General features: G+C 50.1%; 18 protein-coding genes. 1 reads left to right on the top strand and 17 read right to left on the bottom strand.

Annotated elements, in window-relative coordinates; genetic code table 11:
• Positions 1-10: 10 nt before the first annotated feature.
• From CIK87_RS10975 to CIK87_RS10915, 13 genes are all read right to left on the bottom strand, one after another.
• A complete protein-coding gene (locus tag CIK87_RS10975) occupies positions 11-2,545 on the bottom strand; it encodes a transglycosylase domain-containing protein (RefSeq protein WP_094387204.1) in 2,535 nt (844 codons plus the stop codon).
• Positions 2,546-2,588: 43 nt separating this feature from the next.
• A complete protein-coding gene (gene miaA / locus CIK87_RS10970; protein ID WP_094387203.1) occupies positions 2,589-3,494 on the bottom strand; it encodes a tRNA (adenosine(37)-N6)-dimethylallyltransferase MiaA in 906 nt (301 codons plus the stop codon).
• Complete coding sequence (lpxA, locus tag CIK87_RS10965) at positions 3,494-4,264, bottom strand: acyl-ACP--UDP-N-acetylglucosamine O-acyltransferase (protein WP_094387202.1); 771 nt, start codon at positions 4,262-4,264, stop codon at positions 3,494-3,496. The genes miaA and lpxA overlap by 1 nt, the downstream gene beginning before the upstream one ends.
• Before the next feature lies 1 nt (position 4,265).
• Entirely contained in the window at positions 4,266-5,657 is a 1,392-nt protein-coding gene (locus CIK87_RS10960; RefSeq protein WP_022310278.1) for a bifunctional UDP-3-O-[3-hydroxymyristoyl] N-acetylglucosamine deacetylase/3-hydroxyacyl-ACP dehydratase, read from the bottom strand.
• A 43-nt stretch (positions 5,658-5,700) separates the two neighbouring features.
• Positions 5,701-6,747, bottom strand: a complete 1,047-nt coding sequence (gene lpxD, locus CIK87_RS10955; protein ID WP_094387201.1) for a UDP-3-O-(3-hydroxymyristoyl)glucosamine N-acyltransferase — start codon at positions 6,745-6,747, stop codon at positions 5,701-5,703.
• Between the two features lie 43 nt (positions 6,748-6,790).
• The gene (locus CIK87_RS10950) at positions 6,791-8,011 is read right to left on the bottom strand and encodes an HD domain-containing protein (protein WP_094387200.1); all 1,221 of its coding nucleotides are present in this window, start codon (positions 8,009-8,011) and stop codon (positions 6,791-6,793) included.
• Complete coding sequence (pyrF, locus tag CIK87_RS10945) at positions 8,001-8,828, bottom strand: orotidine-5'-phosphate decarboxylase (RefSeq protein WP_094387199.1); 828 nt, start codon at positions 8,826-8,828, stop codon at positions 8,001-8,003. Before pyrF ends, CIK87_RS10950 begins: the two co-directional genes overlap by 11 nt.
• Positions 8,829-8,847: 19 nt before the next feature.
• Entirely contained in the window at positions 8,848-9,960 is a 1,113-nt protein-coding gene (prfA, locus tag CIK87_RS10940; RefSeq protein ID WP_094387198.1) for a peptide chain release factor 1, read from the bottom strand.
• 3 nt (positions 9,961-9,963) lie between these two features.
• On the bottom strand, positions 9,964-11,130 hold the full coding sequence (locus CIK87_RS10935; RefSeq protein ID WP_094387197.1) for an AIR synthase-related protein: 1,167 nt from the start codon (positions 11,128-11,130) through the stop codon (positions 9,964-9,966).
• A 69-nt stretch (positions 11,131-11,199) separates the two neighbouring features.
• Entirely contained in the window at positions 11,200-11,952 is a 753-nt protein-coding gene (locus CIK87_RS10930; RefSeq protein WP_094387196.1) for a shikimate dehydrogenase, read from the bottom strand.
• A 12-nt stretch (positions 11,953-11,964) separates the two neighbouring features.
• A complete protein-coding gene (gene ubiE / locus CIK87_RS10925) occupies positions 11,965-12,699 on the bottom strand; it encodes a bifunctional demethylmenaquinone methyltransferase/2-methoxy-6-polyprenyl-1,4-benzoquinol methylase UbiE (RefSeq protein ID WP_094387195.1) in 735 nt (244 codons plus the stop codon).
• A gap of 4 nt (positions 12,700-12,703) precedes the next feature.
• Complete coding sequence (locus tag CIK87_RS10920) at positions 12,704-13,654, bottom strand: phosphoribosylaminoimidazolesuccinocarboxamide synthase (RefSeq protein WP_094387194.1); 951 nt, start codon at positions 13,652-13,654, stop codon at positions 12,704-12,706.
• A gap of 12 nt (positions 13,655-13,666) precedes the next feature.
• Positions 13,667-14,638: a PhoH family protein gene (locus CIK87_RS10915; protein WP_094387193.1), complete on the bottom strand. Its 972-nt coding sequence runs from the start codon at positions 14,636-14,638 to the stop codon at positions 13,667-13,669.
• A gap of 103 nt (positions 14,639-14,741) precedes the next feature.
• Between CIK87_RS10915 and CIK87_RS10910 the strand changes: the two genes are divergently transcribed.
• Positions 14,742-15,554: a DUF5715 family protein gene (locus tag CIK87_RS10910; protein WP_094387192.1), complete on the top strand. Its 813-nt coding sequence runs from the start codon at positions 14,742-14,744 to the stop codon at positions 15,552-15,554.
• Positions 15,555-15,710: 156 nt separating this feature from the next.
• On the opposite strand, the gene CIK87_RS10905 is transcribed toward CIK87_RS10910, so the two are convergent.
• From CIK87_RS10905 to CIK87_RS10880, 4 genes are all read right to left on the bottom strand, one after another.
• Positions 15,711-16,190 carry a DUF4411 family protein gene (locus tag CIK87_RS10905; RefSeq protein ID WP_094387191.1) on the bottom strand — a complete coding sequence of 160 codons (480 nt, stop codon included), beginning with the start codon at positions 16,188-16,190 and terminating at the stop codon, positions 15,711-15,713.
• A 4-nt stretch (positions 16,191-16,194) separates the two neighbouring features.
• The gene (locus CIK87_RS10900) at positions 16,195-17,301 is read right to left on the bottom strand and encodes an ImmA/IrrE family metallo-endopeptidase (RefSeq protein WP_254046549.1); all 1,107 of its coding nucleotides are present in this window, start codon (positions 17,299-17,301) and stop codon (positions 16,195-16,197) included.
• A 1,151-nt stretch (positions 17,302-18,452) separates the two neighbouring features.
• Positions 18,453-19,013 (bottom strand): WbuC family cupin fold metalloprotein, encoded by a 561-nt coding sequence (locus CIK87_RS10885; protein ID WP_094387213.1) that lies wholly within the window; start codon positions 19,011-19,013, stop codon positions 18,453-18,455.
• A 144-nt stretch (positions 19,014-19,157) separates the two neighbouring features.
• Positions 19,158-20,438, bottom strand: coding sequence for a DegT/DnrJ/EryC1/StrS aminotransferase family protein (locus CIK87_RS10880; protein WP_094387187.1), 1,281 nt, complete (start codon positions 20,436-20,438; stop codon positions 19,158-19,160).
• Positions 20,439-20,658: the final 220 nt, after the last annotated feature.

The raw sequence follows: 20,658 nt of genomic DNA, 5'->3' as shown, positions 1-20,658 counted from the left end.
CTATGGATAATTACAAATCATCAAAACGAACTGCCTGTTCGGTGGGCTTATGGGGCTTGTGGTCGCCCTGAGAACCGGGCTCAGAAGAGGTTCCGACTTCGGACTTCTCCTCCTTTCGGATGACAGGATTGCCGTTTTCATCAAGTATTATCTCTTCCGAATTGAGCTCAAGGCTATCAGTAGCAGTACTGTCGTTCTTGGCTTTCTGATAGTAGCTGTCGCAGATGTAGTCAACGCGCGAGATGTCGGCATCGGCTGGCTTGACGAACTTGCCATGATATTGCTGGAAAGCGGGGTCTTTGAAAACCGACTGGAGGAAATAACCACAGATGGGGAGAGCCGTACGACTACCCTGTCCCAAGGCACCAGTGCGGAAATGGATGCAGCGATATTCGCCGCCAACCCATGCTCCTACGACGAGACGCGGACTGACGCCCACGAACCAAGCATCGGAATGGTTGTTGGAGGTACCCGTCTTTCCGCCAAACTCGGTATCGCGCACATCGCCGACATAGCCCCACAGACTCTGCGAGGTTCCGCCCGGCTCGCGCATACCTCCCTGGAGCAACTGCTGCATGAAGAATGCTGACTTGGTGGATATGGCTTGCTCGGACTGGGTGTCGGCCTGATAGATGACCCTGCCGTCCCTGTCTTCGACACGGGTAACCAGCATAGGTTTATGGCGACGGCCATTGTCGGCCACGGTGCAGTAGGAGTTGACCAACTCGAGAAGACGCACATCACTGGAACCGAGGGCCAAGGCGGGGGCGTCGTCGAGCGGACTGTCGATACCCATGGCGTGGGCCGTAGAGATAATGCGCTTGATGCCCATCTCCTGGCCCAAGCGTACAGCAATAGAGTTGACGCTTCGGGCGAAGGCAGACTTGAGAGGCATAGAGTCGCCGCTGAAGGTTCCATTGGCATTGGTGGGAGTCCAACGGGTCATCTCCTGCTTCTTGCTGTCAAAGACATCCATGCTAATCTGCTCGTCGCGGCGCTTATCGCACGGGGTAAGTCCCTGGTTCATCGCCTCGGTATATACGAAGAGCTTGAAGGTAGAACCGGGCTGGCGCATAGCTGTAACCTTGTCATACTTCCAATGCTTGAAATCGATGTCGCCCACCCATGCCTTTACAGCGCCGGTCTGGGGTTCCATAGCAACCATACCGCAGTGCATGAAGCGCACCATATAGCGGATAGAGTCGAGGCTGGACATCTCCATCTCAATCTCCCCATTGGCATAGTCAAAGACCTTGACCTTGTGAGGCTTGTTGAGATAATAGTCAATAGAGTCGGCGTTTTCGCCGAACTTCTCGACCAAGGCTTTGTAGAAGGGCTGGCGCTTGGCGATACCCTCGATGAAGCCGGGGATAACCTGGTGGTGCTCATCCTGCCATGGTTCCTCTTTACCCCAATGGTTGTTGAAGTTGCGCTGGATGATACGCATCTGTTTGTTGGCTGCCTCTTCAGCATACTTCTGCATACGCGTATCTATGGTAGTATAAATCTTCAAGCCACTCGTGTAGAGGTCAGGCGCTTTGTTGTCATCATCATCGGAACCGACACCTGCGCCTACGCCGACAAGCAGACTGTCGCAGGCTTCGGCAACGGCATTGCGGAAGTAAGTGGCCTGACCATCATAGTTGTCTTCCACCTTGTAATTGAGCTTGATATCAAGTTTGCTCAATTCCTCATAGCGGCTTCGCGACAAATCGCCATGCTTCAGCATGTTGCTCAGCACAACATTACGACGTGAGCGGCTGTTCTCGGGATGACTCTTGGGATTGTAATAGGTGGTAGCCTTGAGCATGCCCACAAGGACGGCTGCTTCGTCGGTGGTAAGATCCTTGGGCAACTTATTGAAATAGGTCTTGGCGGCAGTCTTGATGCCAAAAGCATTGGAACCGAAATCAACGGTGTTGGCGTACATCGTGATAATCTCCTTCTTGTTGTAACGTGACTCCAACTTCAGCGCAATAATCCACTCTTTGCTCTTGACAATCAGGATGCGCAGACCGGGAATCTTACCCAAAAGTCCAGTAGAATAGTGAGAACGGACACGGAACATATTCTTGGCCAACTGCTGGGTAATGGTAGAAGCGCCTCGGCCCTCATGGCGCAAGGCAGCATCCTTGACGGCGCCAAAGATACCAATGGGGTCAATACCGAAATGGCTGTAGAAACGCTCGTCCTCGGTATCAACAAGGGCCTTGAAGAAATCAGGAGTAATCTCTTCATACTTAACAGGGGTACGGTTCTCACTGAAGAACTTGCCAATGAGCTGACCATCAGCACTGTAAATCTCAGAAGCCTGGCTGGTCTGAGGATTAAGGATGCCGGAGAAATAACCGGGTGACTTACCAAACAGCCAAAGGAAGTTGATGTCAACAGCGCCTAAATACAAAAGGAAAGAAACGATAACGGAAACAAATCCTATCAACGCCTTTTTCCATACGGGAGCGCCCACGTAGAGGTTCTTGTACCACGCCCAAAAGGCTGTGATTTTGGCCCTACACCACAGGTAGAGGAATTTAACTTTATCCATAGTTAATAAAACAAGCTGTTATGCACGTACAAAAGTACGAAAACTATTTGTCTAATAAGTGTGTGTCAATATAATTTATGATTTCTTTAACGTTATCCGGGTGAAACCATACGATTTCAGGGTCCTTTTTGAACCATGTGAGTTGCTTGCGCATATATCTGCGAGAGTTGGACTGGATGCGACGGATTGCTTCGGCACGGTCAGTGAGTCCATCAAAATAATCAAACATCTCCCGATAACCTACTGTGTTGAGCGAATTGAGTCCTTTGAGGGGATAACAGCGGCGAGCTTCGTCCTCCAGGCCTGCATCCATCATGTCAAGAACACGCTGGTTGATACGTTCATAGAGTTCTCCGCGGTCGCGGTTAAGACCAATCTTGAGGACACGGAAAGGACGTTCCTTCTTGCTGTTGGTACGAAAGGATGTGTAGGTCTTGCCAGTCATATAGCAGATTTCCAAGGCATGGACGACACGGCGAGGATTGTTCTTGTCAACAATCTGATAGTGTTCGGGGTCAAGCCGACGAAGCTCCTCAACAAGCGCAGGAAGACCTTCTGCTTCAAGTCTGGCTTTCATCATCTGGCGCGTAGCGTCATCGATGGTTGGGATATCATCGATGCCATTGCATACGGCATCAATATACATCATGCTTCCACCTGTAAGCATAGCCACATCGCCACGCTCAAACTTGTCGCGCAGCAACGCCATTACCTCTTCTTCATAGATAGAGGCGCTGTAATAATCATTAAGGTGATGATTGCCAACAAAATGATGATGAACACGCTGTTGTTGTTCTTGGGTCGGAGCAGCAGTACCGATAGGCAGCTCTGCAAATATCTGACGCGAGTCGGCATTGATGATGTCAATGCCCAAATGCTCGGCTATAGTTAGGCAGAGTTCTGTTTTTCCCACGCCTGTCGGCCCAAGAACAACAACCAGTGTCTTCATTATCTGATAATTCCCCGTTGGGAAGAACTTACGAAGTCTATGATATACTGAATCTCGGGGGTAACTGTAAGTTGCTTTTTGATTTCCTCAATGCCTTCCTTCATCAGTCCCTTAGAATAAAGGATGCGGTAAGCGTTGTGGATGTTTTCGATAAGCTCATTGCTAAATCCACGACGACGCAGACCGATGATGTTGACACCTGCATACTTCAAGGGATGCTTGCCGGCAATAATATAAGGAGGAATATCCTGGCTGAAGCGGCTTCCACCCTGTATCATCACATAGCCACCGATACGGCAGAACTGATGGCAAAGCACCTCGGCACTCAAGATAGCATTATCGTCTACCACCACTTCACCGGCAATCTTGGTAGAGTTACCGATGATGATATTGCTACCAATCACACAGTCATGGGCGATATGCATATTCTCCATGAGCAGGTTATTGTTGCCCACGATGGTGGTACCCTTTGAAGCAGTACCACGCGAGATGGTAACAAACTCACGGATACTGTTGTTGTCGCCTATCTCACAGATGGTCTCCTCTCCCTTATACTTCAGGTCCTGAGGTTTGGTGGAAAGGCTGGCACCGGGAAAAATCTCATTATTGTTTCCAATACGAGCACCACGATTGATGGTAACACTGTTTTGAAGGACATTGTTATCACCCAATACCGTATTCTTGTCAATAAAGCAGAAGGGGCCTATAATATTGTTGTCTCCCAGTTTGGCTTCTGGGTGAACGTATGCCAAAGGACTTATTTGGTTCATATTATTTGTTTTTAACGATTTGTGCAGTAAATGTAGCCTCAGACACTACCTTGTCGCCGACAAACATATAGCCCTTCATGGAGCTGATGCCGTGGCGTACGGGATGAAGCAATTCTACGCGGAAAAGCAGGGTATCGCCAGGGACAACCTTCTGCCTGAACTTCACATCGGTAATACCCAAGAAATAGGTTGACCAACGCTCGGGCTCTTCCACCTGGTTGAGTACCAACAAACCGCCACACTGTGCCATTGCCTCTATCTGAAGGACGCCTGGCATTACAGGCTCCTGTGGGAAGTGGCCTACGAAGAAAGGCTCATTGCTGGTTACATTCTTCACACCGGTGATGCTTGTGGGGCCAATGGCGGTAATCTTGTCAACAAGCTGCATGGGATAGCGGTGGGGCAGCAACTCGCGGATGCGGATGTTGTCCATGATAGGAGCCTCGTTGGGATCATAGATAGGCGCCTGAACCATGTGCTGCTTAATCTCCTTACGCATCAATCGGGCGAACTTGTTGTTCACGGTATGACCAGGACGGGTGGCAATGATTCTACCCTTCAGCGGACGACCGATAAGAGCCATATCACCGATGATATCCAAGAGCTTATGACGGGTACACTCGTTCTCCCACATCAGCGGACGGTGCTGGATGTAGCCAATCTTCTTGGCGTCCATATGGGGCACTTTGAGAACGTCGGCCAACTGGTCGAGCTTCTCCTGCTCCACTTCTCTTTCGTAGATAACGATGGCGTTGTCCAGGTCTCCACCCTTGATAAGGTTAGCCTCGAGCAATGGAACGATATCACGAACAAACACAAAGGTACGCGCAGGTGCTATCTCCTTGGCAAAGTTATTGGTACTGTCAAGTGTGGCAAACTGGCTGTTGATGAATTTGGACTCAAAAGAACACATGGCGGTGATGCTGAACTCCTCGTCGGGGAGAATGGTGATGCATGAGCCTGTCTTTTCGTCCTTGATTTCTATCTTCTTACGGATAACGTAGTAGTTCTTAGGTGCATTTTGCTCCTGGATTCCCACTTCATTGATTTTCTCGACATACTGCATGGCCGAACCGTCAAGAATGGGGAACTCAGGACCATTAACCTGAATCAGACAGTTGTCAATACCCATTGCATAGAGAGCTGCCATACCGTGCTCGATAGTGCTTACTCTGATATCGCCACTGGAAAGCACTGTACCGCGCTGGGTGTCACTTACCTTTTCAGCTATGGCGTCGATGATGGGATGTCCCTCGAGGTCGATACGCTGAATCTTGTATCCATGATTCTCTGGAGCAGGATTGAAGGTGACGGTCAGGTGAAGACCGGTATGCAATCCTTTGCCGAAGAGAGAGAAACTACCTTTAAGGGTAGTCTGTTTTACTGTGTCCATATATTACTTTGCTCTGTTCTCTAAATGATAGAGGTATATGTGATTAATCTTGTTTCTGCTTTTTCAGCTCCTCCACTTCTTTCTTCAAATCGTTCAGCTGCTTGTAAATCTCGGGCAATCTGCGGATGATGGCCTGTGACTTGAAGAACGAACGCTGGTCTGTAGGGGGAGTACCGATAAGGGTCTGGTTGTCTTTCAGACTGCCAGGTACACCCGACTGGGCGCCCAGGAATACTTTGTTGCCGATAGTAATATGTCCGGCAATACCTACCTGACCGCCAAACATACACCACTGGCCTACCTTGGTAGAGCCGGCAATACCTACCTGAGCACTCATCACGGTGTTTTCACCGATATCAGTGTTGTGTGCTATCTGTACAAGATTATCAAGTTTGACGCCCTTTCTTACAAACGTGCTACCCATAGTAGAACGGTCGATACAGGTATTTGCGCCAATTTCAACATTGTCTTCTATAATGACATTGCCTATCTGGGGAATTTTGTCATAACTGTTGGTCTCGGCATTGGGGGCAAAGCCAAAGCCGTCGGCACCCACCACGCTGCCGGCATGAAGGATAACTTCATTGCCCAAACGACAGTCGTGATAGACTGTCGTGTTGGGATACAATATACAGTTATTACCGAGTTTTACATTGTCACAGATGGTGGCATTAGGATAAATCTGACAGCCGTCGCCCACCACAACATTGTCGCCGATATAGGCAAAAGCGCCGATATACACATTGTCGCCAATCTTGGCTGACTCAGAGATGAATGCCATCTTGTCTACGCCCTGTTTCTTGGGCTTCATGCTCTCATAGAGTTGCAACAATTTGGCCACGCAGTCACGTGCGTTGTCCACTCTGATAAGCGTAGTCTCTACAGGTTTGTCCAGTTCTATGCTTTTGTCAACGAGCACCACCGAAGACTTGGTTTCATAGAGATAATGTGTATATTTGGGATTGGCAAGAAAAGAGATGGCACCAGGCACACCCTCTTCAATCTTCGTAAAGGTAGTGACTAAGGCATTTTCATCACCCTCGATGACACCTTGCACGAATTGCGCTATCTGTTTAGCAGTAAACTCCATAGTTTATGTATTAATTAATTTCTGCAAATATAGTAAATATAATTCAAAAACGCTGATAACAAAGATAATATTTGCATATTTTTTTTGATAACAACGATATATTGAGTATTTCTGAGGCTTCTGTGATGTCTTTTATCGTACCGTCCTTGTATAATATGGATATGTGGTCGTCGTGGATGTCATACATGTCCTTACGGATGGTAGAGACATTGACCAGATAGGCTGTGTCGTCAAAAGAGAGACCATAGCGCTGGGCTATCTGATGCCTGATATCCATCACTTCTGCCTCTTCCACTGCCGTACTGCGAACCTCAACCTTGAAGATTCTGCGGTCTATGAGATTGCGAGACAACAACGAGAGTATGGGGTCGCGATGGGTGGTCCACGCCTTGACACTCGCCCAGATATCACTGTCATCCAACATCTTGTAATGCTGCAACGGCTCAGTATTGTCCACAAACGCCTCCTTATCTATATGGTTATAGAGGAAGAAATGCAGCGCCGGAGTGGCAAAGACCGTCTCTCCCTGGTCAGCCAGATACTTGGCACGGGAGAGGAGATTGACCAGCAGTTTCTCATAACCCACCGTTGTTTTGTGCAGATACACCTGCCAATACATCAACCGCCTCGAAGTGAGATAATTCTCTATCGAATAGATACCCTTTGAGTCAACCACAAGATTGTCATCGACCACATTGAGCATCTTGATGATACGCGCCGAGCCGATATTGCCTTCGGTCACACCGGTAAAGAAGCTGTCTCTGCGCAGGTAGTCAAGCCTGTCCATATCGAGCTGACTACTAATCAGCTGGTGCAGAAAACGCTTGGGATATTCATCCTTGAAAATCTTGATGGCCAAGGTCAGGTTGTCGCCCAAGTCGTGGTTTATCTCATTCATCATCATCAGCGATATCTCCTCATGGGATATGCCGTGGATGAGAGTATTCTCCAGCACATGCGAGAAAGGACCATGACCGATGTCGTGCATCAGTATGGCAGCCTGAACAGCTTCGGCTTCACTTTCAAAGATGAACACGCCTTTCTGCGTGAGCGAGAGTATGGCCTCACTCGTAAGATGAAAAGCGCCCAGTGAGTGTTGAAAGCGGGTGTGCTGGGCACCGGGATATACCACATTGGTCAAGCCCAACTGCTTGATACGTGTCAGGCGTTGAAACAGGGGATGCTTCACGATGTCGAGCAGCAATCCCCGTGGTATCTTTACAAATCCGAAGACCGGATCGCTTATGATTTTGCTATCGTTCAATGCGTTCTAATTCAGCTGCCATTTCCTGTTGCAGTTCATGGGCTTTCTGCGCAGCCACCTCGGCAAAGTCTTCACCTTGCGAAGCATAGATAATACCGCGCGACGAGTTGACCAGCAGGCCACAATCAGTAGTCATGCCATACTTGCACACCTCCTGCAGACTGCCACCTTGTGCACCAACGCCGGGAACCAGCAGGAAGTGAGTGGGAGCACACTTGCGGATGTCCTTGAACATCTCTCCTTGAGTGGCACCTACCACATACATCATATTGGTATCGTCGCCCCACTCCTGGCTCTTCTTCAGCACCTTCTCAAAGAGTCTTTCGCCGTCTTTGTCCTCAGTCATCTGGAAGTCCAAAGAGCCCTTGTTGGATGTAAGAGCCAAGAGGATTACCCACTTGTCCTCATATCCCAAGAAGGGCTTCACGCTGTCCTCACCCATATAAGGGGCGACAGTCAGGGCATCGAGGTTGTACTCCTCAAAGAATGTACGGGCATACATAGCCGATGTATTGCCGATATCCCCTCGCTTGGCATCGGCGATAACGAAGTGATGGGGATAATGCTTGTTCAGATAGTCAATGGTCTTTTCAAAGGCCATGATTCCCTTCACGCCGAAGGCTTCATAGAAAGCCAGATTGGGCTTATAGGCCACACAGTAGTCTGCCGTGGCATCAATGATGGCCTTGTTGAAGGCGAAGATAGGGTCTTCCTCGTTCAGCAGATGGGTAGGAACTTTCTTCAGGTCGGTATCCAGTCCTACGCAGAGGAACGACTTCTTGTCAAATATCTCTTTTACCAGTTCTTGTCTGTTCATAACGTCAATGCTATTTGTTTTAGAGTTCACTTTCCTTCAGACGCTCAGCGTTTTCGGCCACGGTGAGAGCGTCTATCATATCCTGGATGTTACCGTTGAGGAAGCCCTGCAGATCATGGGTGGTATAACCGATGCGATGGTCGGTCACGCGGCCCTGGGGGAAGTTGTAGGTACGTATCTTGGCACTACGGTCACCGGTAGATACCAGCGACTTGCGACGGTTGGCGATATCGTCCACATACTTCTGGTGCTCCTTGTCATAGATAAACGTACGCAGACGCGCCAGCGCACGCTCCTTGTTCTTGGGCTGGTCGCGGGTCTCGGTACATTCTATCAGGATTTCCTCGGTCTCGCCGGTGTTGGGGTTCTTCCACATATAGCGCAGACGAACACCCGACTCCACCTTGTTCACATTCTGACCTCCGGCGCCACTCGAACGGAAGGTATCCCATTTGATTTCACCCTCGTTGATGGTCACTTCAAACTTGTCGGCCTCGGGCAGCACTGCCACGGTGGCGGCACTGGTGTGCATACGGCCCTGAGTCTCAGTAGCAGGAACACGCTGCACACGGTGCACACCCGACTCATACTTCAATGTGCCATAGACATCCACACCACTCACGGCGAAGTCTATCTCCTTGAAACCACCCACGGCACCTTCCGACGCACTGGTCACGGAGAGTGTGAAACCCTTGGAGTCGCAGTACTTCTTGTACATCTGGAACAGGTCACCGGCGAAGAGGGCAGCCTCGTCACCACCGGTTCCGGCGCGTATCTCCATCTGCACGTTCTTGGCATCTTCAGGGTCTTTGGGTACGAGGGCAATCTTGATTTCTTCTTCCAGCTTGGGCTGGAGAGCCTCGTTCTCTGCCAACTCTTCGCGCGCCATCTCCTTCATGTCGGGGTCGCTCTCGTTGGCCAGTATGTCCTTAGCCTCCTTGATAGAGTTGATGCAGTCGATATATCTCTTGCGGGCATCCATGATGTCGCCCAGGTCCTTATATTCACGGGTCAACTTGACATATCTCTCCTGGTCGGCAATGACATTAGGGTCGGTAATCAAGGTTGAAACCTCCTCGTATCGGCTTTCAAGTCCGTCGAGTTTAGATAATATGCTGTTGTTTTCTGCCATATATTAATAATTGAATGTTCCGTATTCAGAATGGATGGTAAGGCTCTTCTCGCCCTCTTCGATATGACCCACTACCTGGGCATCGATATTGAAACTCTTGCTGATGGCGATTATCTTCTCTGCAGTTTCGGGAGCGACGTAGATTTCCATGCGGTGACCCATGTTAAACACCTGATACATCTCTCTCCAGTCTGTTCCCGAGCAATCGTGGATGGCTTTGAAGAGAGGAGGCACGGCAAACATATTGTCCTTGACCACCTTGCAGTTGTCATTGACAAAGTGCAGCACCTTGGTCTGCGCTCCACCGGTGCAGTGTACCATACCGTGGATTTCGCTTCTACATTCGTCGAGCATCTTCTTGATGACGGGAGCATAGGTACGTGTGGGCGACAGCACCAGTCTGCCGGCATTGACGGGCGCACCTTCCACCTCGTCGGTGAGAGCATACTTGCCGCTATACACCAGCTCGTCGGGCACAGCATGGTCAAAGCTCTCGGGATATTTCTCTGCCAGATACTTGGCAAAGACATCATGGCGGGCGCTGGTCAGACCGTTGCTGCCCATACCGCCATTGTAATGCTTCTCATAGGTAGCCTGACCGGTAGAGCTCAGACCCACGATGACATCACCGGGACGGATGTTGGCATTGTCTATCACGTCCGAGCGCTTCATACGGCAGGTCACTGTCGAGTCTACGATGATCGTACGCACCAGGTCGCCCACATCGGCGGTCTCACCACCAGTGGGATAGATGCCAATACCCATCCCGCGCATCTCAGCCAGCAGCTCATCGGTACCATTGATGATGGCAGAGATTACCTCACCAGGCACCAGCATCTTGTTACGGCCGATGGTGCTCGACACCAGGATGTTGTCGACAGCACCCACACACAGCAGGTCGTCGGTGTTCATCACGATGGCATCCTGGGCTATGCCCTTCCACACATCGATATCGCCGGTCTCCTTCCAGTACATGTAGGCCAACGATGATTTGGTTCCGGCGCCGTCGGCGTGCATGATGTTGCAGTAGTCGGGGTCACCGCCCAGGATATCGGGGATAATCTTGCAGAAGGCCTGTGGGAATATGCCTTTGTCTATATTCTTGATGGCATTGTGCACATCTTCTTTGGCGGCACTTACGCCACGCATCATATATCTGTTGTCTGTCATTGTTTGTCGTGTTGATTGTGTTGTTTGCTCTGGCAGCCCTGTCGGCCCGCCTATACCTTATTATATATATTATAGTTGTTCTTTGCCGTTCCAGAATTCCCATGACGAGAATGCCTGCAGGAGTAGCATCTCCAGTCCGTTGGCGATGGTGGCGCCATGCGCCTTGCCCCGCTTCAGGAAGAGAGTCTCGTCGGGATTGTAGATGAGGTCGTAGAGCAGCGTGTGCATGTCCATGGCATGATAGGGAATGTTGGGACATTCGTCAGCGTGCGGATACATGCCGATGGGAGTACAGTTGACGATCACGTTATACTCCTTCACCACCTGGGGAGTCACATCTTCATAGCGTATGGCACCCTCTTTCTTGCTTCGACTCACAAAGAGAGTCTCCAGACCCAGCGACTTCAGCCCGAAGTTGATGGCTTTCGACGCGCCGCCGGTACCCAGTATCAGCGCCTTCTTGTGGCAGGGCTCCAGCATGGGCTCTATACTCTTGGTGAAACCTATCACATCGCTGTTGAAACCCTGGAGGATAGTCTTGCGGTCCTTGTGGGTGACGCGGATAACGTGGACAGCACCTATGGCATTGGCCTCCGGACTAATGGCATCCAGATATTTGATTACCTGCTCTTTGTAGGGAATGGTCACATTGAGCCCCTTCAGCTCCGGATTGGAGTCGAGAATCTCGGGCAGCGTAGAGATGTCGGGGATTTCGTAGTTCTCGTACACGGCATCGATGCCCTCGTTCTGGAATTTCTCATTGAAATATCCTATGGAGAACGAGTGTCCTAAGGGATAGCCTATTAATCCATATTTGTCCATAACTGTAATATGTTATTTGGTTGCAAGATACAGGGTGCAGATGCCACAGGTAAGGCGCCGGAACGAGGCTTCCTCGAAGCCGGCGTTCTTGAGTATCTCCGTCATCTGCTCTCCCTGAGGAAAAGCCTCGATGGTCTGCGTCAGATAACGGTATGCCTTGACGTCATGGCTGATCAGATTGCCATAGAGCGGCAGGATGGTGTGAGAGTAGAGGCCAAAGAGCTGCTTCATCGGGAAGCGCTGCGGCGTGGTCAGTTCGACGATAGCGAGGCGACCGCCCTTCTTCAGCACACGGCACATCTCGGCCAGACCCTTGTCGAGGCTCTGGAAGTTGCGGATGCCAAACGAGGCTGTGACAGCATCAAAGGTTTCGTCGGCAAAAGACATGTTCATACAGTCTTCGTGGACAAAGGTGATGATCTCGCCCAGTCCCTCTCGCGCAGCCTTCTCGCGCCCTATCTCCATCATGCCTTCAGAGAAGTCGGCGCCGGTCACCTGCTGGGGCGCCAGACTCTTGGCGGCAAGGATGGCCAGGTCGCCGGTGCCCGTAGCCACATCCAGGATGTGCTGGGGGCGCCAGGGCTTCAGACTGTCTATGAGAGCCTTGCGCCAGCGGCGGTCGATGCCCCACGACATCAGCAGATTGAGCTTGTCGTAGGTGGGCGAGATGGTGTCAAACATGCTCTTCACCATCTTGCCTTTCTCTGCCTTGCCTGTGTAGGGCTTAATCTTCTCCTGTGCGTACATAGTTCTACTTGCGGGTAGCCAGATATGCAGCCACGTTCTTCTCGATACGGGCAGCGATGTCGCCGTCTTCGGCTGTCTTGTCAAACGTCTCGCCGGTAATCTGCTCGTAGAGCTCGATGTAGCGGTCGCTGATGGTCTCAGCATACTCATCGGTAATCTCGGGCATGGTCTGTCCGGGTTCGTTCATGAAGTTGTGCTCGATCAGCCACTGGCGTACAAACTCCTTGGACAGCTGGCGCTGGGGCTCGCCCTTGGCGAAACGCTCCTCGTAGCCCTCGGCATAGAAGTAGCGGCTCGAGTCGGGAGTGTGTATCTCGTCGATGAGATATACCTTGCCGTCGCGCTTGCCAAACTCATACTTGGTGTCTACCAGTATCAGTCCGTGCTTGGCGGCAATCTCCTGTCCGCGGGCAAAGAGCTTGCGGGTATAGTCTTCCATCACGGCATAGTCCTCGGCAGAGACGATACCCTGACGGATAATCTCTTCTTTGGAGATGTTGAGGTCGTGACCCTCATCAGCCTTGGTGGTAGGAGTGATGATGGGCTCGGGGAAACGCTCGTTCTCGCGCATGCCTTCGGGCAGCTTCACACCACATATCTCGCGGCAGCCGTTCTTATAGTCGCGCCATGCCGAACCGGTAAGTATACCGCGGATAATCATTTCTACACGAAATCCCTCGCACTTCAGACCTACGGTAACCATGGGGTCAGGGGTAGCGAGCTTCCAGTTGGGACAGATGTCTTGGGTCTGGTCCAGGAACTTGGCAGCTATCTGGTTCAACACTTGTCCCTTGAAGGGTATGCCCTTGGGCAGAATTACATCAAAGGCAGAGATACGGTCGGTAGCCACCATTACCATCAGGTCGTCGTTGATGTCATACACATCCCTTACCTTGCCATGATACACACTTTGTTGTCCTTCAAACTTGAAATCTGTTTTCGTTAGAGCTTTCATTATTTATTGAGTTTAGTCCTTGAATTCCAATTCCTTTTCGCCGTGTCGTGCCTTGTCGTAGGCTTCGTAGGCATTGACGATGCGTGTCACCAGCGTGTGGCGCACGATGTCCTTCTTGTTGAATTCTACCACCGAGATGCCTTCGATACCGCTGAGCAGCTGCAGAGCTTCCTTCAGCCCGCTCTTCTGCTCGTGGGGCAGGTCTATCTGGGTCATGTCGCCGGTGATGATCATCTTGGTATTCCATCCCATACGGGTGAGAAACATGCGTATCTGCGCCGGCGTAGTATTCTGAGCCTCGTCAAGTATTACCACCGCGTCGCTCAGCGTGCGACCGCGCATGAAGGCCAGGGGAGCTATCTGGATAATGTGCTTGTCCATCATATCCTGCAGCTTGGCTGCCGGTATCATGTCTTCCAGAGCGTCGTAGAGCGGCTGCAGATAGGGGTCTATCTTATCCTTCATGTCGCCGGGCAGAAAACCCAACTTCTCGCCAGCCTCGACGGCCGGACGCGACAGGATAATCTTCTTGGCGTTCTTCTCCTTCATAGCCTTCACGGCGAGGGCTATACTGAGATAGGTTTTTCCGGTTCCGGCAGGTCCCACGGCGAATATCATGTCGTTCTTGTTGAACGAGTCTATCAGAAGCTGCTGGTTTTCAGAGCGCCCCTTGATAGGTCGGCCTGAGAGCGAATAGACCACAACATCCTTCACGGCATCGGCCTTGGTCGCCTCGCCCTTGATGATGTCGAGTATGTCCTCATCGTTCAGACTGTTATATTTCAGAACATGTTTTCTTATGGTTTCAATATCTTCTTCGGCTTTGGCCATTTCTTCCTCATCGCCGAGAAGACGCATCACATTATCGCGAGCCACTATGCGCAGTTTAGGGAACAGCGACTTTATCATTTGCAGGTGGCTGTTGTTTACCCCATAGAATATGAGTGGGTCGATATCTTCTAATATAATATGTTTCTCTATCAATTGATACCCATTTAAATTTAGGTGCAAATTTACAAAAATCTTGTGATACTTGACCATAAAGTGTTGATTTTTTACTAACTTTGCGCACAAATACATAGATTTGATGAACGTAAGTAGAAAAAGATATATACAAGGTTTTTGCATCGCAGTGGTGGTGCTCGGCATGGTGAGATGTATCTTCCCCTCGGTGGCAGGCGATATGCCCCGCTCCGCTCAGACACAGACTCCCGTAGCGACGACAGCCGACAGCACACTGGCCGCAGACACCGCAGCGCTGCTCAAAGGCACACTGAAGGCCACCCCCATCAGCCAGCGCACACGCTTTTTCAACGCCGACGGAACCCCAGCGCGCAACCGCATATTCAGCGTGCCCAATTTCGGCAATACCTTTCCCGACCAGAACGATGTACAGATGCTCTCAGCCCGGAAACATGGCGTGTCGCCCGTGGCAGACGAGCACGAAGCAGAACGCCGCAAGAGCGAACTGGTATATATCGGCGCCAACCCCTACTTCTATACCGACCGGCTACACAACAGCATCCCCTATCTCGTGCCCCGCGCCTCCGTACTCTTGCAGGACATAGGCCGCGCCTTCTTCGACAGCCTTCAGACCAAGGGAGTGCCACTCCACAAGATTATCGTGACCAGCGTGCTGCGTAGCAAGAAGGATGTGACCCATCTGCGCAGACGAAATTCCAACGCCACACAGAACAGCTGCCACATGTATGGCACCACCTTTGACATCGCCTACAACCGCTACAAGACAGTAGAAGCCCCAGGCGAGCGCCGCCGCGTGGTGCGCAACGACACGCTGAAATGGATATTGAGCGAAGTGCTGCGCGACATGAGGCAGAACGACCGCTGCTGGATAAAATACGAAGTCCACCAAGGCTGTTTCCACATCACGGCGAAGTAACCACCACCCCACTCGCTATATTCAACTCTATATTGACAGGATTGGAAATCTGCAGAGATTGAAGAGAGCCCACATCTCTTTTGTACAGAAACAATTCGAGCGTTATAAGTTGTGTCTTAAATACTTATAACGCTCGAATCCATTTTGTGCAGATTATCATATCACGACTCCCATACCGCGCAGCACCGCGTTCAAATCACAATAATTGGCGCCAACCGCTTCACAGGCATCTGGAATCAAGACACGGGCTTTGCTGTTTGGGTTTGATTTCTCATACGTTACCAGTGTCATATTCTTCGCAGCAGCAGTAGCTACCAAATAGGCATCGGCAACAGTAGCAAACACATTTCTGGCGGTCTGAGTGAATGACTTTGTACCAGCCCATGCCTGGACCTCTCCATACATACGCATGACGTCGCCATCAAGCCCGACAAAGCACGTCTTTGGCGCAGAGTGTTTCAGCCACTCTGTCAGCTCGTCATTACCCCGCTCTATTTCCTCCTTAACCTTGGTACTGATAAACAACTCGCCGCTATTTACCATATCGGTCATTCGCTGCCAGAACGTAGGCCACAGATTCATTGGCATCTCATTCTTCGAACGTATAAATATATTACTGTCTATCAGATATGCCATGACCTTATATATTATTATTCATAAAATGTTCAAATGTTCCTCCGTGCAATCCCGTCAATCTAAAAGCATCAGTATAGCTCAACACACGACTGTTTACAGCGTTTCTCACATGGATAGCAAAAGCCCTTCCCACACGTTTTACGCTGGTCAAATAGAAACTTCCGCCACTACCAGATGTTTTCTTGTTAATGGGACGATTGGAGTATTCATGCCAGAACTGGTTATAGTCCTCATCGCTGAGCAGATTCAGGTCATGCCCTCTTCGTGCAATGACGAGTTCGCTTACTTTGAAGCGTCTTGACATCCATTTGATATCACCATTCCACAATTCTCGCAACACGTTCTCGGGCACCAGGAATTCGGCAGCAACCATATCACAATATTTCTCGACATGGTTTTGCATGGCAATACTTTCTCCAGCGTGGCCAGCACTAATACCAAGCATGATATGGGCTGTCTCATGTATCAATGTGAACATCTGGGCCGACTTGCTGTCTGCACTATTTACAAAAATATATGGGGCTGTATCATTGACAAGAGCGAAACCTCTGCACTCTTCAACTTTAAGGACTCTATGAGTATTGTTGCCAACAACGCCATTGAATGCGACGAAGATACCTATTTCTTCAAGGTGTTCCGTCAACACATTTACTGCCGTTTCAACATTGGCAAGGCTGAATGCCCATTCGCACTCAAGGCCCAAAGCGGTACGCAGCTTACGGACTGCCTCGGCAAAAGGAGTGGCGGGCGTAATGGTTCCAACTATCTGACAAGTATCCATCACATTGTCTTGCAAATACTCCTCCAGCCAGTCCTGGCGACTCTGAATGTTCATAACCGTATCATAGACATTCAAATCGAAATTATTGTCTATACCAGCGCTGCCACGGAACATCGGGAATGGAACGGTCTCTACTGGTTTTTGCTGCAAGAACAGGAAACCCATAGGCACAAAGAACTTGGCAGCAAACTTCTCAAGCTGGCGAAGTGTTGGCAATTGTTCTCCAGACAGCCACGACTCCAACATAGGGAAAGCCGCAACAGCTTCCGCTTCATTGTAGCCTGCGCGGACAAACGCCCATCTGAACGTTTCCGCCTTGATATTATCCAATCTTACGACTGCCATACAATAATCATGATTTCCAATAGAGACAACACAATTGCCTTAATATGCAAAATTACGCTTTTTCTTCTACTCTTCCAATCTTTTTCACAAGAAAAATAATAGATTGCACTATTTTGTTGCTCAGACAACATATGGCGCCATTACACCAAACTTGATTTCAAACACAGAAACGAGCATTTCTAAGCACGAAATCACCAATTCCGACCACGCAATCACCAAATCAAGCCGCCAAACCAATCCAAAGTCCATCTCCCACCATTTTATCACAAGTTTTCTATTCACGTTAACAGACAGCTCCACTTTACGTACCCAAAGGCAATTCTAAACCGAAGGTCACTGCGCATAGCGGAAATCTAATGGAGTTGCGTTTTCCCAGTCCTACCGTTTTCGCAACCCAAAGTTTAGGCCATTGCGAATCTCCATCCTTACTATGAGTAGAGATTATATGAGCCAATACGCCCTCGAAGGCAACTCTGTAGGAGTTGCGATTTCCCAGCCCAGGATTGAGTTGAAGCCATTGCAAATCTCCATCCTTACTATGAGTAGAGATTATATGAGCCAATACGCGCCCAGAGGCAACTCTGCAGGAGTTGCGATTAGCCGAAGGCATTACCATCAATCTTCCGAAATGGAGGCTATTGCTATTTACCGCCACAGCCGGACTTTTTAATCGGCCATGGGCCGCTTTTCCTACCATGGTGCCTGCGTCATTCAGCCTCAAGGTTGAGGCCATGCAAATCCCTATCCTTGCTATGAGTTGAGATTATACGAGTTGGTACGCACCCAGAGGCAACTCTGTAGGAGTTGCGATTTCCCAGCCCAGGGTTGAGGTGCGCAGCGCCTCTACCCTGGGTATCATCCCCCACCCTCTTAGCAACTCTACAGGAGTTGCGATTAGCCGAAGGCGTTACCATCAATCTTCCGAAATAGAGGCTATATTACCATATAAAATTCGTATAATGTCACCATCAAACCAGCTCAAACCCTGACGAACGACAAAGGCGGATGCCCAAGACTCATCATCTTGTACATCCGCCTTCTGCATAGTATCGCTGCAGCATTTCTCCTATAGCCACATATCCCCTATGCGGACTGCTATAACTGCATCTCCACCGCAGACAAAGAACCGAAACGGCCTACGCCATCTCCTCCATCACCCGTCTGACATCCTCCACGGGCTCATTCAGCACGCGGGCGATATACTCAGGTGACACATCCACAGCACCTTGCTGGCGCTCCATGCCGATGAGATATTCCACGTTCTTCTTCAGGTCACCAAGGCTGTTGGAGAAAGCCGTTTTGTCCTTCCCTCCACTCCACACCTCACTACCATCTACGCCATATCCACCGTCTTTGGCTTCAAAGATGACCGATGGTTCAAGCACCTTCACCGTATGCCAAGCACCCTTCGGCACCACACATCCAAACTCACCCGCCTGAGGGTCAAGGCTGATGCGCTCCACCTCGCGCCCACCATCATCATAGATGACCTCCACCAACTTGCCACACAACACCATCACCGTCTCCGTACTCTGCGGGTGGCGATGAATGGGCACGTCGGTACCAGGCAGCAAGGCACAAAGCATCCGCTGACTATTGTCAGCCTGTGAGGTACGCAAGTCATGGCTATGGCGCAGACGCGGACTGGCCTTGGCCATGTCGACGAGATGGCTCAACAAGTCTTTGTCTATCTCCATGTTCTTCAATCGTTGGGCAATCTGTTCGCTCGCCGCGGAATCAGAAGAAACCTGCAGAAAGCGAAGATGGCCCAAACTAACTTTTTCATTATTCTTCAAAAGGGCGACGAAAGCATCGCCGCCCACCTTATTATTATACACACCTTAGCCAACGATAGCCTCCTTGATGCACTCCACGATGTAACGCACATCGTCGTCGGTGACATAAGGGCCAGCGGGCAGGCAGAATCCCACCTTGAAGAGTTCCTCCTCCACACCATTTGTATATACAGGCGCATCGGCATAGACAGGCTGCTTGTGCATAGGCTTCCATACAGGACGACACTCCACCTTCTTGGCGAGCATAAATACACGCAGCGCTTCTACATTCTCATTGGGTTGGCAGTCGGTCACAGCCGAATCGACAGCATGGATTACACCTGCTGCACCACCTACGGCAGTCTTAATAACTTCCTTATAGGCATTCTCCTGACCTTGAATCTTCACATCTGTATCCAATGTTGCAGCGCAAAGCCAGAAGTTTGCGTCATAGCGTGGGTCGGCAGGCTGCTTGTGGATATGTACGCCCTTTACATCCTTGAGCAGTTCCTCATAGAGTGATTGCACATGTTTATGATGGGCAATATGGTCATTGACCACCGTCATCTGCCCACGGCCAATACCGGCACACACGTTAGACATACGATAGTTGTAACCGATGGCGGTGTGCTGATAATAGGGGTAAGCGTCACGAGCTTGGGTAGCATACCACATCACCTCGTTGGCATCCTCTGCGTTACGGCAGATAAGCGCACCACCACCCGAAGTGGTAATCATCTTGTTGCCATTGAATGACAGCACACCATACTTGCCAAACGTACCAAGCACCTGACCATTGAAGCGTGAGCCCATACCCTCGGCGGCATCCTCTACCACTGGAATACCATACTTGTCGGCAATAGCCATAATCTCGTCGATACGGTAAGGCATACCATAGAGAGCCACCGGCACGATAGCCTTCGGCAACTTGCCCGTCTTCGCCTTGCGGTCCAGAATGGCCTTCTCGAGCAACGCAGGATCCATGTTCCAGGTCTCGTCTTCAGAACCCACAAACACAGGCTTGGCACCCAGATAAGTGATAGGATGCGAAGAAGCACAGAAGGTGAAGCTCTGCACAAGGACCTCATCGCCGGCCTTCACGCCACAGCCTATCAGCGCCAGGTGCACAGCAGCCGTACCAGCACTCAAGCAAACGACCTTGCGGTCAAGAGCCTCAGAGCCATCGCTCTTACTATTGGCAAAAGCCTCCAAATCTTTCTCAAACGCATTCACATTAGGCCCCATCGGCACCACCCAATTGGTATCAAATGCCTCCTTCACATATTTCTGTTCCAAACCAGCCTCACTCATGTGGGCAAGGCACAAGTAAATAGTTTTCCTTTCCATAATAGAAATTAATTAAAGTTTTTCCACTGATTATTATATTGTTGAACGTTTCAAACAAAAGATTATCGCACTATTAAAGAGTCCTTGCGCTTTGCGTATTGCGCTATTTCATGCATATGCAATAATTCCCTCCAAAACTGTTAATGGAGAGATATTACTATGAGTACAAAGCATTACGATGATATAGATAAGAATCTACGGAAGAATACCAAAGAGGACT

Origin of the sequence: Prevotella sp. P5-64, assembly GCF_002251285.1 — a bacterium.
Taxonomy (GTDB): Bacteria; Bacteroidota; Bacteroidia; order Bacteroidales; family Bacteroidaceae; genus Prevotella.
Note: the sequence above shows the minus strand (reverse complement) of the source record. Positions and strands in the feature narration are given on the sequence as shown.

Coding starts and splice junctions, on each gene's coding strand:
- CIK87_RS10975 (WP_094387204.1), bottom strand. CDS start 2,545: ATGGATAAAGTTAAATTCCTCTACCTGTGGTGTAGGGCCAAAATCACA.
- miaA (WP_094387203.1), bottom strand. CDS start 3,494: ATGAAGACACTGGTTGTTGTTCTTGGGCCGACAGGCGTGGGAAAAACA.
- lpxA (WP_094387202.1), bottom strand. CDS start 4,264: ATGAACCAAATAAGTCCTTTGGCATACGTTCACCCAGAAGCCAAACTG.
- CIK87_RS10960 (WP_022310278.1), bottom strand. CDS start 5,657: ATGGACACAGTAAAACAGACTACCCTTAAAGGTAGTTTCTCTCTCTTC.
- lpxD (WP_094387201.1), bottom strand. CDS start 6,747: ATGGAGTTTACTGCTAAACAGATAGCGCAATTCGTGCAAGGTGTCATC.
- pyrF (WP_094387199.1), bottom strand. CDS start 8,828: ATGAACAGACAAGAACTGGTAAAAGAGATATTTGACAAGAAGTCGTTC.
- prfA (WP_094387198.1), bottom strand. CDS start 9,960: ATGGCAGAAAACAACAGCATATTATCTAAACTCGACGGACTTGAAAGC.
- CIK87_RS10935 (WP_094387197.1), bottom strand. CDS start 11,130: ATGACAGACAACAGATATATGATGCGTGGCGTAAGTGCCGCCAAAGAA.
- CIK87_RS10930 (WP_094387196.1), bottom strand. CDS start 11,952: ATGGACAAATATGGATTAATAGGCTATCCCTTAGGACACTCGTTCTCC.
- ubiE (WP_094387195.1), bottom strand. CDS start 12,699: ATGTACGCACAGGAGAAGATTAAGCCCTACACAGGCAAGGCAGAGAAA.
- CIK87_RS10920 (WP_094387194.1), bottom strand. CDS start 13,654: ATGAAAGCTCTAACGAAAACAGATTTCAAGTTTGAAGGACAACAAAGT.
- CIK87_RS10910 (WP_094387192.1), top strand. CDS start 14,742: ATGAACGTAAGTAGAAAAAGATATATACAAGGTTTTTGCATCGCAGTG.
- CIK87_RS10905 (WP_094387191.1), bottom strand. CDS start 16,190: ATGGCATATCTGATAGACAGTAATATATTTATACGTTCGAAGAATGAG.
- CIK87_RS10885 (WP_094387213.1), bottom strand. CDS start 19,013: ATGGAGATAGACAAAGACTTGTTGAGCCATCTCGTCGACATGGCCAAG.
- CIK87_RS10880 (WP_094387187.1), bottom strand. CDS start 20,438: ATGGAAAGGAAAACTATTTACTTGTGCCTTGCCCACATGAGTGAGGCT.